Source organism: Rhodanobacter sp. DHB23 (genome assembly GCF_014842975.1).
Taxonomy (GTDB): domain Bacteria; phylum Pseudomonadota; class Gammaproteobacteria; order Xanthomonadales; family Rhodanobacteraceae; genus Rhodanobacter_A.
The window spans coordinates 308,551-321,844 of sequence record NZ_JACYXK010000029.1; the positions used below are offsets into that span (position 1 = coordinate 308,551).

Annotated in this window: 10 protein-coding genes; 2 read left to right on the forward strand and 8 right to left on the reverse strand. The window is 64.0% G+C overall.

What is annotated here, in order from left to right; all coding sequences use genetic code 11:
* Positions 1 to 24 precede the first annotated feature (24 nt).
* Genes IHE47_RS16170 through IHE47_RS16175 form a run of 3 tightly spaced genes read right to left on the reverse strand, consistent with a single transcriptional unit; the run spans position 25 to position 1,889 of the window.
* A complete protein-coding gene (locus tag IHE47_RS16170; protein WP_225562020.1) occupies positions 25 to 630 on the reverse strand; it encodes an alpha/beta hydrolase in 606 nt (201 codons plus the stop codon).
* Positions 631 to 939 carry an alpha/beta hydrolase gene (locus IHE47_RS17820; RefSeq protein WP_225562021.1) on the reverse strand — a complete coding sequence of 103 codons (309 nt, stop codon included), beginning with the start codon at positions 937 to 939 and terminating at the stop codon, positions 631 to 633.
* 26 nt (positions 940 to 965) lie between these two features.
* Positions 966 to 1,889 (reverse strand): alpha/beta hydrolase, encoded by a 924-nt coding sequence (locus tag IHE47_RS16175; protein ID WP_192107754.1) that lies wholly within the window; start codon positions 1,887 to 1,889, stop codon positions 966 to 968.
* Between the two features lie 200 nt (positions 1,890 to 2,089).
* On the opposite strand from IHE47_RS16175, the gene IHE47_RS16180 reads away from it, so the two are divergent.
* Positions 2,090 to 3,022 carry a LysR family transcriptional regulator gene (locus IHE47_RS16180; RefSeq protein WP_192107756.1) on the forward strand — a complete coding sequence of 311 codons (933 nt, stop codon included), beginning with the start codon at positions 2,090 to 2,092 and terminating at the stop codon, positions 3,020 to 3,022.
* Between the two features lie 262 nt (positions 3,023 to 3,284).
* On the forward strand, positions 3,285 to 4,151 hold the full coding sequence (locus IHE47_RS16185; protein WP_343227495.1) for a transposase: 867 nt from the start codon (positions 3,285 to 3,287) through the stop codon (positions 4,149 to 4,151).
* On the opposite strand, the gene IHE47_RS16190 is transcribed toward IHE47_RS16185, so the two are convergent.
* The 5 genes from IHE47_RS16190 to IHE47_RS16210 all read right to left on the reverse strand — a co-directional run bounded on the left by IHE47_RS16190 (position 4,068) and on the right by IHE47_RS16210 (position 12,167).
* Positions 4,068 to 4,445, reverse strand: coding sequence for a hypothetical protein (locus IHE47_RS16190; protein ID WP_192107758.1), 378 nt, complete (start codon positions 4,443 to 4,445; stop codon positions 4,068 to 4,070). The two genes, IHE47_RS16185 and IHE47_RS16190, sit on opposite strands and share 84 nt — an antisense overlap.
* Positions 4,446 to 4,513: 68 nt before the next feature.
* Positions 4,514 to 5,200, reverse strand: a complete 687-nt coding sequence (locus tag IHE47_RS16195; RefSeq protein WP_192107760.1) for a hypothetical protein — start codon at positions 5,198 to 5,200, stop codon at positions 4,514 to 4,516.
* A 187-nt stretch (positions 5,201 to 5,387) separates the two neighbouring features.
* Entirely contained in the window at positions 5,388 to 5,939 is a 552-nt protein-coding gene (locus IHE47_RS16200) for a hypothetical protein (protein ID WP_192107762.1), read from the reverse strand.
* Positions 5,940 to 5,944: 5 nt separating this feature from the next.
* Positions 5,945 to 6,931: an RHS repeat-associated core domain-containing protein gene (locus IHE47_RS16205; RefSeq protein ID WP_192107764.1), complete on the reverse strand. Its 987-nt coding sequence runs from the start codon at positions 6,929 to 6,931 to the stop codon at positions 5,945 to 5,947.
* A gap of 175 nt (positions 6,932 to 7,106) precedes the next feature.
* Positions 7,107 to 12,167 carry a hypothetical protein gene (locus tag IHE47_RS16210; protein ID WP_192107766.1) on the reverse strand — a complete coding sequence of 1,687 codons (5,061 nt, stop codon included), beginning with the start codon at positions 12,165 to 12,167 and terminating at the stop codon, positions 7,107 to 7,109.
* Positions 12,168 to 13,294 lie beyond the last annotated feature (1,127 nt).

A 13,294-nucleotide genomic window follows, 5' to 3' on the forward strand; every position in this document is an offset into this window, starting at 1 on the left:
AATGCTCCGGTTGCGATGGCGTGCTTACAGTTTCGCCGCGAAGAAAGGCGTCAGGCGGGACACCGCTTCGTCCACGTACTTCGGCACGTCGTAGAGCTGCATGTGGTTCGAACCGTCCACGACGTGGAACTGCTTGTCCTGGCTGGCGGCGCGCGCGTACAGGTCGTCGCTCATCCACTTGCTGCCCGCGACGCTGCCCGCGACGATCAGCAGCGGCTGGGTCAGGAAGGCCTCGGCCTTGTGGAAGGCGTCGTAGGTGATGATCTGGTTGAGGCTGCGCGCGGTGGCCCAGCCTGGTGCGGTGGGGTATTCGCAGCGCGGCGTGTGGTAGTACTCCCAGGCTTCCTCCAGCTCCTTGTTCGGCGCATCTTCCCTGCGCAGCGGCGCCAGCGGGATCTGCACGGTCGCCGCGCCGCCGGCCTCGGCCGTGCGCGCCTGCGAGCCGCCCTGCAGCGCGGGGATGGCGTCGGCATCCTTGATGCTGTTGTCCCAGCCGTTGCGGAACATCGCGCCGATGTTCACCGCGCTGACCGTCGCCACCGCCTTGATGCGGCGGTCGTTGATCGCCGCGTTCGCGGCATAGCCGCCGCCGGCGCAGATGCCCATCGCGCCGATGCGCCCGGCGTCCACTTAAGGCAGCGTGGTGAGGTAATCGACCACCGCGCTGATGTCCTCGGTGCGCACGTACGGGTTTTCGAGCTGGCGCGGTTCGCCGGTGCTTTCGCCCTGGTAGGAGGCGTCGAAGGCGATGGCGACCAGGCCCTGCGCGGCGAGTTTGCGCGCGTAGAGGCCGGCGGTCTGTTCCTTGACCCCGCCGCCCGGGTGCGCGACGACGACCGCGGCATACCGCTTGCCCGCGTCGAAATCCGGCGGGAAGTCGATGACCGCCGACAGGGTGATACCGGCGCCATTGGCGTTCTTGATGCTGATCTTTTGCATGATCCTGTCCTCGCGGGAAAAGCGGCTCAGAGATGGGTCCGGAAGAACGGCACGACCCTGGCGAGCGCCTGCCGTACCGGCTCGGGCTGGTCGTACAACTCGTAGTGCGATGCGCCTTCCACCACGACCAGTTCCTTGTGCGCCGAGGCCGCGCGGCCATGGATTTCCAGGCCATCGCGGTAGGCGCCGAAGCCGCCAGGCTTGTCGCCGATGACCACGATCATCGGCGTGGTCAGCAGCGTCTCGGCCAGGTGGAAGGCATCCCAGCCGACCGACGCAGCGCGGTGCGAGAACAGCGCGCGGGTGCCGGCGCCGTCGTTCGGGCAACGGTTGCGGTAGTAGTCGGTAGCGCCCAGCACGTCGATGTCGGTGATGCCGGCCTGCGCCGCGGCGTCGAGCGACGGCGGCACGAACAGGTCCACCTGCGGATCGGCGCCGCGCGCTTCCGCGGTGCGCTGCCTGCCCATCGCCTCCAGTGCGCCGATCGGGTCGTAGTTGCTGAAGCCCTCGCGGCACAGGCGCCCGAAGTTCACCCCGGTGATGCTGGCCAATGCCTTGATGCGGCGTTCGGTCATGCTGATGTTGATGGCGTAACCGCCGCCGCCGCAGATGCCGAGCACGCCGATGCGGTCTTCATCCACGTACGGCAGGGTGACCAGGTAATCGACGACGTGGCGGAAATCCTCCACGGCCACGGTCGGATCCTCGATATAGCGCGGCTCGCCGCCGCTCGCGCCCTGGGTGCTGCGATCGAAGGCGATGACCACGAAACCGGCCTCGGCCAGCGCCGCGCCGTAGACGTTGCCGGCGGTCTGCTCCTTGCAGCTGCCGATCGGGTGGGCACTGATGATCGCGGGGTATTTCCTGCGCTCGTCGAAACCGGGCGGGAAGCGGATATCGGCGGCGATATCCAACTGCATGTCGCGGTTGCGGATGTTCACGGTTTTCATGGCAGTCGGTTCCTCGGGAAGTGAAGACGCAACGCGCTCAAGCACTGTGCGCTTCGAATTGCGTTGGGCGATGCCCGGCGCCATGGCGGTGGACCCGTGCGGCGCATCGGTAGCTGCGGGAGGAAATGCTAGGCCGGCGATTGGTCGCCAGGAAGCCCATGAACTTGACCACAGTGGTAAGCATGGATTACCAATCGTCCATGGACCCTTCCCTGCTCCCCCCGCTGGCCTGGTTCGCCCACATCGCCCGCCACCGCAGCTTCACCCGCGCGGCTGCCGAGATGGGCGTGTCACGGCCCGCGCTGTCGCAGCAGTTGAAAGCGCTGGAACGGCAGCTGGGCGTGAAGCTGCTCTACCGCACCACGCGGGACATGTCGCTCACCGAGGAAGGCCAGCGCCTGTTCGACGCGATCCGCCCTTCGCTGGGTTCCATCGAGCGCGCGGTGCGCAGCCTGGGCGAGATGCGCGACGAGCCGGCCGGCCTGCTGCGCGTCAACACCGGCCGCGTGGCCGCCCGGATGGTGCTGGAACCGCACCTGGCCGAATTCCTCGGGCGCTATCCGCTGCTGCGGCTGGAGGTGGTGATGGACGACGGCATCGCCAACATCATCGCCGACGGCTGCGACGCCGGCATCCGGCTGGGCGAAAGCCTGTCCGAGCACATGGTGGCGGTGCCGGTCACGCCGATGATGCGCATGGCCGTGGCCGGCTCGCCCGACTACCTGCGCCGCCGCGGCAAGCCCGCCACCCCGGCCGACCTGGTGCAACACGACTGCGTGGGCTACCGGCAGACTTCGAGCGGCGCGATCTACGGCTGGGAGTTCAGCGCGCCCGACGTCGACGGCCACGATTTCGCCGTGGAGCCCAGGGGCTCCTTCATCAGCAACGACGACGAGGAAATGATCCGCGCCGCGCTGCAGGGCGTGGGCCTGGTCCAGCACATGGAGCGGACGCTGCAGCCTCATCTCGACGACGGCACGCTGGTCCGCGTGCTGAAGGACTGGTGCAAGCCGTTCCCCGGCTTCTACCTGTACGTGCCGTCCAGGGAATACATGCCGTCGAAAGTCAGGGCGCTGATGGACTTCCTGGTGGAGAAGCGGGGACGGATGTCTGCGCGGCCCCGCAGGCGCTGAAGGATGCCGGCGCCAACCAGCACGGCGCATGCGCCGCCCATGCAGTGCACTTGCCACGCCTTGCACATCCTGCGCCAGCGATACCGGCGCCCAGACCACATGCCCCATCGGACGGGCATACTCCCCATCCTCATACCCACGAGCGAATCACGCATGAAAGGGGACGGACGAGATTAAGAGACCGGGTTTTCAGGTGACGGCTTACCACCATCGCCCCGATCTGCTGACTGCGTGGATGACCATCCGGCGCCAATCATGCGGCATGCCTCGTCGTCCGCGCCTTCAGCTTTCGGGAACCCCTCTCCATGTCACCCAGCGTGGCGTCAATCGCTGTGCAATCTTCGTTGACGACCTTGATCGAAACCACTTTTACGATCTGTTGCGCGAGGCCATGGCCGAGCACCTCATCGACGTGCACGCCTACGTTTTCATGGGCAACCACGTGCACCTGCTCCTGACGCCTCCGGACCGGGAAGCGCTATCCCGTGCCATGCGCAACTTCGGCCAGTGCTACGTGCAAGCCTTCAACAAGCGTCATCGACGCTCCGGTGCGCTCTGGCAGGGGCGGTTCAAATCCTGTCTGGTCGACACCGACCGCTACCTGATGACCGTTCACCGCTACATCGAGCTCAATCCGGTGCGCGCGGCCATGGTGGCGCTTCCCGAGCAGTACCGCTGGTCAAGCGTGCATGCGAATCTTGGCTTGGGGGAAGATCCGCTGATCACGCCTCATCCCGTCTTCCTGGCGCAAGGCCATGACCCGCAGGCACGCGCAGCTGCCTACCGGACCTGGTTGCGAGAGGGCATCGGTGAAGATGAACTCCTGAACATCCGTGCGCACCTCGAACAGGAGCGGGCGCTGGGCGACACCAAATATCCAGGCCATGATCGAAAAGACGCTGGGTCACTCTGCCAAGCTGCGTCAGCGCGGCCGGCCACGGCGACCCGCCATCGAGCCGGAAAGCGTTTAATTCCCTCCGCCCCTGAGGTATCCGTCAATACCATGCGGCTGGGCGAGCCCGGCACACCGGCGAAGCAAGCCGCGTCACTTCCCGCTTGCCGGGGCCTGCTCCAGGTAACGGATACCCGTCGCCGACAAATTGTAGATGCGCGTCTCGAGGTAGCTTGAATGCTCCTCGTCGATGTCGATGACGCCATCCGCACCAGAGAGGCACGCCTGGCGACGGAGTTCGCCGCGCGCCGAGGAGAAATCCGATGGCACGAAGAACGTCTTTTCCAGATGGACATTCAACTGCGAAACGGCAACATACGGCCTCGCGGGTGGTTGGGCCTTGAAGATGTCGATCTGGCAATCGGCCGGCCTGGGCGGATAGTGCCCATTGAGCGGGCGATGGTTGCCGATCGTCGTCGCGCACCCGGACAGGCTGGATGCGATGACGACTGCACATACCGCTGTTTTCATGGATTCCCCTGCATCGTTGTCCCTGCCCCACCGGGCGTCGCGCCGGGGCAGCGCCCCGGCCAGACCAGCTATTCGTTGCCCTTGATGCCGACGGTATGCATCGCGTGGCATTTCCCGTCATAGCAGTCGATCAACACGCCATAGGTGCCGCAAGGCGCGACGAAGGTCGAGCCGCCCTGCGACTGGACCGCACCGCAGCCCAGTTGGGACGCGATGCCTTGGGCTTGCGTCATGGCAGCCGTGTCGTCGAGGGGCGCCTGCGCGGAGGGCGCATCCGGTGATGCCGCTGCCGCGACCGTTCCTGTCGTCGGTTCGGATTGCGGCTCCGCGGGCGAGTCCATCGTCATCGCGGCGGCGCCGCCACCCTCATGGGGGCCGATGCTCTTGTCCATCTCGGCAATGATCTCGGCGTCCCAGTTCTTTTGACCCAGGATGCCAAGCAGGGACTTGGCCGTACTGACCTTGACGGCCGTCCTGCCGGGCCCCAGCGGAGACAGCCAGACCGCGGCCGATTCACCGCCCGAACCCACCACCAGGCCGATCTTGTGCGGCCGCGAGCCGTCCACGTAGTCGGTGTCGGACCTGCCGATCACGAAGCCGTTCGCCAGCAGCGCACCGACGGCTGCCTTCTGCACCCTTGCCTCGCCCTTGTTGTAGACGATGCCCGAGGCGTTGTTTGGCCGTGTAGGCGTCGCAGCGCAGCCAGCCAAGGCCAGCAGACCCATCACGAGCAAGCACTTCATGCTGTTGATCACAAATCATCCCCTGTTGAATAGATGCCAATGCGTACTGGTGACACGAAATTTCAGGTCATGGTGGCGAAGGTCTTTGGACGACCCGCACATCTCAAGGAGGCCAGATCGGCCACGGCAGCCTGATGACTCGGAGGCCGATTAACTCCCTCCGTCACCTTATGCGCCTTATGCGTCGCTGAATCGCTGATCAGGTCGCCTTATAACCAGGACCCTTGTTCAACCTGAATGAGTATCCAGTGCGCCGCAATTGACGTACTTCGGCGTCATGGATACGTTTAGAGGAGGCCTGAGGATCGATGACAAACTTTGACTTGTAAGACTTGCTCTGTATGAAATTGCAGACTTCCTCATCCGTCATATAGACGGTCAGCATGCTGCCACCATGTGGCGGGAATTTTGATACGGGATCCCCTGCAAGCTCTATTGTTCCATCTGAATCAACATCGAAGTACCGGTAAACCTCTCCATAGGGCATATCTTTATAAACAACGACACCCACCCCGTTTGGAGATATATCTTTACTCACGTACATGCTTATTTCAGCCGGACTATCGTCCCCACCACTGTTCCCATCAATTTGAAAGTAAAGACCTTCCCGCTTTAGATCATATAGCTCATCCTCAATGGCCTGAGCCACCGCCGGCAGGAGGCTCTTCGAGTCCTTGGTAGTCTGTTGCACAGCTTGCGACTTCAGTGGCAAAGCAATCACAACCAAGAGAAGAATGGGTATAAGTTTCATTGGATTCACCTTGTGTTGTTTATCCAAATATATACAGTATCACCTTTATGTATTGGGCCATCTCCATTTGCCGTCGTCCTGAAGGGGCCATGTACAATCTGGTTTCCGTTTGCCCATGATGGGACATGCTGTGCAGGGCCGGCAGTTATGTCTCGCACGAAAAAGTGCCTTGATCCATTTGTCGTATCAGCGCTATGAGTCGCCTCATCAACAGCCCCAAGAGAATCTTTGTATGCATTTACTGCAGGACCATAGCCATTAACTAAGGCTCTTTGTTCTCGTGCATCAAGAGTTCCAGAGTCTTGAAATTTAGACTTATTCTTCAAGTTGTTATAAACGTGAGCTGCATCCACCCTGGTCTTATGGAGATCATTGCCATCTGATAAGCCAGAGATTGCCTTTAGAGAAGCTGTCTCATGATATGTGACATTTGCCTCGTGATTGCTGGCTTGGTATGGGGTCTGCTTGCTTAGTGTTGTCGATGCTTTCGAATCCCCGCCACTTCCATGGTCCATCGGAGCAAATGTCGTCATTTCGACAGGATATGCCGAGTGGTAGAAATCATCTTCATCCCCAGGAGCCCTTCCTGTCGGATCGATATTTACAATCGGGTTGTTGTTCGCATACGCATACCGATTAAAGCTGTAAATGTTGCCCGCTACCGGCCCCAGCGGATCCGGACTCGGAAACCGCCCGATCGGCTGATAGTACCGCGCCTGCATATACACCAGCCCCGTCTCCGGGTCGTTCACATGCCCGGTATACCCCGGCCCGTTCGGCGCCGCCCCCAGCGACGCGATCGAGTTGCCATACGGCGTGTAGTCATACCGCGCGATGACATTGCCCGACGCATCCGCCTTCACCAGCGGCGTGCCCTGCGGATCGGTGTACACATAGGTCACCGTATCCGTCTGTGCATGCGCCTGCAGCCCCAGTCCCAACCACAGGCCAAGCAGGCACAGGAAACGGATGGTGTGCCGACGGATCTTCATAGTGTGTCCTTCCTTGATAGCCCTGGCCGCATCACGGACAAGCCATGGCATAGACGCAACCCGGTGCGTACCGATAGGTCCAAGCGATCAAACGCACGACGACGCGTCAGGCGCGACGCCATCGCCATCGTCATGGCCTCGTGGCCCGGGGCCGGCCGCATCCTCATCGAAGCCATCACTGCCACCCGGTCCAGGGCGAACACCCACTGCTATTGCATGCCTCCACTCGGAAGGAGCGCAAGGCACCGTAGGCATAACCACCCGCCCACGTTGTGCCGGATCCCGAATACATCTGGGTGATGGTGGCGCCACTCTCTTCCTGCACCACGTATGTCGTTGCAGTGGGCTCGGCGGTCCAGGTGAGCGATGCATTGATGAACGAGTCCACGTGACTCTGGGTCACCGTGAGCGTGGGCGTTGCAGGCACCAGCACCACGGCCACCGTACCGGCACCGCTCCACGGCCCACACCCGCTCGCATTGCAGGCCTGCACCTGGTACGCATAGCTGCCATTGCCCCGCCCGCTGGTGCTCCAGCTGGTCGCACTGCTGGATTGCACGGTGCTCCAGCCCGCGCTGTTGGCGTTCTCCTGCAGGGTGTAGCTCGCAGCCGTCGCCACGGCGCCCCAGCTCACCGTGTAGCTGCCGGTGCTGCTGCTGGCCGGCACGCTCAGGCTCGGCGCACTCGCCGGCGGCAGCAGCACGTTGGTCGTGCCGGTGCCGCTCCACGGCCCGCAGCCGCTCGCATTGCACGCCTGCACCTGGTACGCATAGGTGCCGGTGGCCTGGCCGCTGGCCGCCCAGCTCGTCGCACTGCTGGACTGCACCGTGCTCCAGCCGCCGCTGTCGATGCTTCGCTGCAGCGTGTAGCTGGTGGCCGTGCCCACCGCACTCCAGCTCACGCTGTAGCTGCCGGTGGCATTGCTGGCCGGCACGCTCAAGCTGGGCGCGCTGGCCGGCGGCAGCAACACCGTGGTCGTGCCGCTGCTGCTCCAGGCACTGCAGCCGCCCACGTTGCAGGCTTCCACGCGATACACGTAGCTGCCGTTGCCCTGGCCACTGGCCCCCCAGCTCGTGGCGCTGCCGTTATAGGCCGTACTCCAGGTGCTGCCCCCGTTGCTGCTCAGCTGCAGCGTGTAGCTGGTGGCCGTGCTCACCGCCCCCCAGCTCACGGTGTAGCTGCCGGTGGTGCTGCTCGCCGGGACGGTGAGGGTCGGCGCGCTGGCCGGCGGATGCGTCACCACCAGCGTGCCGCCCGTGGCCCATGCGGTACACACCGAGTTGCCGCCCGTGTCATTGCAGGCCTGCACGTGGTAGGTGTAACTGCCGTTGGCGAGTCCCGTCAGGGCCGCACTGGTCGCCGTGCCGCTGTAGACCGTCGTCCAGGTGCCGCCGCCGTTGCTGCTCTGCTGCAGCGTGTAGCCGGTCACCGGCGACGACGCCGTCCAGCCCAGCGTGGCGCTGCCCGTGCTGCTGGCCGCGGGCACGGTGAGCGTGGGCACCGGCGTGGGCACCACGCCGTAGGCCGTGTTGACGCTCACCGCCGCCGAGGTGGCGCTCCACCCGGCGGTGCCGTAGGCGTCGCTGGCTTCCACGTGATACGTGTAGCTGCCCGTGGTGGTGCCCGGGCGGCTGATCGAGGTCGCCGTGGTGTTGGTGGCGATCGTGCTCCACGCGCCGCCGTTGAGGCTTTCCTGCACGGTGTAGCCGGTGGCGCCCGTCGCCGCCGTCCAGCTCACGGTGTAGGGGCCGTTGATGGTGCCGGTGGGTACCGTGACGGCCGGGATCGCCGGCCACACCCCCAGCGTGGCCGAGCTCGTCCAGCCGCTGCAGTTGCTGCCGATGCAGGCCTCCACCCGGTAGGTGTAGCCACCGGCGGCCAGGCCGGAGACCGTGGTGCTGGTGGCGCTGCCGCCGTACACCGTGCTCCACGTGCTGCCGCCGTTGCTGCTCTGCTGCAGGGTGTAGCTGGTGGCCGCCAGCGCGCTGCCCCAGCTCACCGTCGAGCTGCCGGTGGTGGGATTGGTACCGAAGCCGATGGCGCCGGGCTGGCTCAGCTGCACATGGTCGTGCTGCGCGACCAGGTGGGTGCCGAGGTAGATGTAATTGCTGCTCGTGGCCGTACCCGGCGCGTACTGGTACATCAGCTGCCCGGCCTGGTCGTAGAGGTAGTACGTGGGCGAACCACTGGTCGGCTGCTTCACGACACGGCGCCCGGCGGCGTCGTAGCTGTAGCTCTCCAGCCCCGGCACGCTGGTCAACTGGTGCTTGGCATCGAACGCCAGCGTGGTGCTGTTCTGGCCGATGGTGTCGCCCTGCGCGTTGTAGGTGAAGGTGTCGATCGACGTCGCGCCCTGCGTGATGCTGCCCAGCTTGTTGGTGGCGTCGTAGTTGTAGGTCAGCGTCTGGCCCTGCGTCAGGCGCGTGCGCAGGTTGTTGACCGGGTCGTAGGTGTAGCTTTCCGGGCCGCCGGGATAGAGGTTGGCGGCGGTGGCGCTGGTCAGGCGGTTCAGGGCGTCGTAGCCGAAGCTCTTGCTGCGCAGGCCGCTGGGGTCGGTCACCGCCGTGATGTTGCCGTCGGCGTCGTAGGTGAGCGTTTCCTGCAGGTCCGCCGCGCTGCTCGTGCCATCGCTGAAGCCGCTGGTCAGCTGGCGGGTGTTCTGCGTGGCGGCGTAGGTGCGGCCATTGCCGTAGCTGAAGCCCGCGACCTGGCCGTTGGGGAAGTAGCTGGTACCGGTGGCGTAACTGCCCGCCTGCGTGGGGCGGCCCCAGGCATCGGGCGCATAGCTCACGCTTTCGCTGGTGCCCGTGCCGGCCGGATAGGTCACCGTGGCCCGGTGGCCGTAGGCGTCGTAGCCGTAGCCGAGCGCCCAGGTGTAGCCGCTGCCGCTGACCTGCAGGCTCTCGCCCGTGAGCGACCCCAGGCTGTTGTAGGCAAAGCCCTGGGTGGCGACGCCCGAGACGGCGCTGTGTACACGGCCCATCGTGTCGTAGGTGTAGGTCGTGCTCTGCGTGCCGCTGGGCGGCACGATCGTCAGCACGCGGTTCATCGCGTCGTAGCTGCGTGCAGTCTGCGCGGCCGCCGGAACCGCGCTCTGGCTGCAGGCCGTGCCGCTGATGCTCTGGCCTTCCGCGCTCCAGGCCAGGTTGTTCGCGCCGTCGTAGGCCATCACCGTGCTGCCGGTCTCCGGCTCCACGGTGCGGCACAGGCGGTGGTAGCTGTCGTAGATCAGCGACTTGGTGACGCTGAGCGTGCCGGTGCCGTAGGTGCCCGACTGGGTGATCGACAGCGGGTTGCCGTACACGTCGCGGCTGATCGCCTGCGTGATGCCGGCCGGCGCCTGCACCTGGAGCGGGGTCTTGTACTCCGGTTCGTCGAACACCTGGTACGTGGTGGTGGTGACGTTGGCCTTCGGGTCGGTCACCTGTTCCTGCGCGCCGGACAGATAGGCCGTCGTCGTCGTCAGCGTGCCCAGCTCCGAGTCCTGCTGGCTCTGCGTCAGGCGGCCCAGGGCATCGTAGGTGCTGCGCGTGCCGGTGGTGATCGCCGACAGCGCCGGGCTGCCGGCGGCCGGGTAGGACGCGAAGGTGGTCAGCCCGCGCCAGTCGTAGGCGGTGGCCGTGCTGATGTCCGCGCTGCCATTCGAGGTGTCGTCCAGCACCGGACGCAACGTGGCATCGAAGTACGTGGTGTCGGTGGCGCTGCCCTGGGTGGTGGTGCGGCGCCAGTGGCCCGCCGCCACGCCCCGCTCCGCGCTGGTCACGTAGGCATACGTGAACACCTTGGGATACCACGACGCGCTGTCGATGCTGCTGTCGTAGGGGTAGGTGATCTGCGCGACCCGGCCGATGGCGTCGTAGCTGTAGCTCGTGGTGTGGCCGGACTGGTCGGTGATCGCCGTGATCTGGCCGAGGTCGTCGACGGAGAGGGTCTCGCTGGTGCTGTCCGGGTAGCCGATGGACTGCGGGATGCCGCGGTAGTAGTTGCCCAACGTGGTGGTGTGGCTGTCGCCGTCCTCGAAGCTGGCCAGCTGACCGGCACTGTTCCAGGTATAGGTCATCAGCGGCTCGCCGAAGCGGGCGCGCGCCGTCAGCTCGTCCAGGCTGTTGTAGGTGTTGCTGCTCTCCACCTCGCCCGTGCCCACGTTGGTCACGGTTTGCGGCAGGCCCAGCACCCAGAGGTTGGTGTCGTTGAGGTAGGCGGTGGTTTCCTGGATCGACGACTGGCCGGCGATGTTGTTGGAGCGCGTCACCGTGGTCGGCTGCGCGTAGGCGTCGAACGCCGTCGCCTGCCAGGTGTAGGTCTGGCCGTCCTGCGTGGTCGTGCGCTCGCTCAACGGCGACAATTGTTCCGATTGATAGTAATTGTCGCGGTAGAGCAGATCGATGCCATAGACGCTTGGCCAAGGGCCACCTGATGCATTGGCGTAGGTGTTGGTGACCGAACGCATCAATGTTCCGCTGGCGGCGGAACCGCTGTAGTAGTTGGTATTCAGCAGTTGCCCTTCCGTCGCATCGAAGCGATTGCTGAAGGTGTAGACCGTGTCGTTGCCGCCCGGATCGGTGACGACGGTGTACACCGTCGTCGGACACGTACCGCTGCTCGCGCATGCGTCGGTCGTCCAGCTCGCATTCGCGGGCGAGTAGCTATAAGTCCAGGTCTGCGTGGGCACGCCCGCCCCCGAGATCACTTCGCTCGCAATGGCGGGTTGAACGTACCATTCCGGCCAGATCGCCATGGCCTCCTCAAACGGCGGCGTTTCACCGCTTTGCCCCCAGCACACTTGGGGGGTATACGAACGGCCGCTCATTTTCCCCACGAAGCCGAAAGCGCCCGTGAGCCCAGAGGGCGTCGTTATCGTACCGGAGACGGCACCCGACCCACTGACCGGGGTCGTATTGGAATAGGGAAACTGGTTGAGTGAACAGGCATTGGAAGGGAGCGTGAGATCATACGCCCCAATATTCAGGTTGTAGGACCACGCACTGCCATCGGGCAATTGAACACCGGTCAGTGTCGTGCTGTAGGTAGTCGTGCCGTAGGTATATGTCCACGTGCGCGGCGGAACATTGGATGCCTTGGCGGTAATCGTCTGGATGTTCGGCGAGCCGGACACGTAGGTGACATCCACCTCACGGCCGTCACTCGCCGTGATGCTGGAGAGATACCCCGTGGTGGGATCGTAGTGGTAGGTCAGCGTATTGCCGTAGCGATCCTGGATCTGCGTGACATACATCAACGCATCTTCCCGAGCCAGGATGGCCAGGCCGCCTGGCCCGGCCGTCATAGGCGTAGCGCCCTGTGTTGCGGCGTTGCTTTTGGCCGATGCAGCACTCTGCGCGGAGGGATTGCCTGATGTCGCGATGATCTCGCCATCTAGAGGGAGTGGCCCCCCTGCACCGATGATCGGATACCACGGGCGATAGACAAGATGGGCGAAGGTATAGCGCGTGCCATCGGGTGCGATGGCAAGGAACCCCTCGCCCCCATCACTTGCGGTGACGCCGCACGTGATCATCCAGTTGTTTTTCGTGACAATGTTAAAGCTCATCCCGCTGATGGTCGGTGACAGCGAATTTGCGCTGTAACGGGGCATCAACGGCTGCGTGCCTTCGCCGGGCACCATCAGGTTGTAGCCATACCACCATTCATCTGCGACCCAACCTCCCTCAGCCAGCGTGGATTGAATGCCTGGTGGCGGCGCAAAATTGCTGCACCGATTGGTTGTACCTACGGTAGGGGTAGCCCCGCCAACCCCCGTCTGCCACCCCAGAGACGTCGCTGCCAACGTTTCGATGCGGGGGATATCCAAATCCCAGTTGTCGAATGGAAAATTTGGACGAGTGACGTCGCCGGCGGAGGACCACTCAAAAAAATGCGCTGTTCGACCCACGGTGATGGTTGGGCCATTGCCGTGCAAAGTGACGTCGGTGACGTCGAACGAAAAGCTCCCGTCGTACAGGCTGATGTTTTCGCCGAAGGGATGCTCACCCAATGGGTGAATGGCTTGATCGACCTGGATCAGCTTTTGGTATTCCTGATCGGGTGTCACCGATTGGGCTCGGCACCCAGCTGACGCCACCAACAACGCCACTGCCCACAGGCAGTTCCCTTGCCAACGTGCACGCATCCCATTGTCCCCTTCAGACCGCGCGTTGCGCGCGGTGCTTTTTTAGAAGTAGCGACACTGGGGGCGCCACGTCAACAAGCAAGTTTTTGCGACGATGCAATCTACGCCGCCTTCATTGTCATCGACCATGCCGGAGCCAATGGCCATCGCGGAATCGCATTGCGCTGACACGTGCGCAGCTGGAACCATCGCGATGGGGAGTCGCGTTGTCAGGCATGAACAATGTGCTGGCA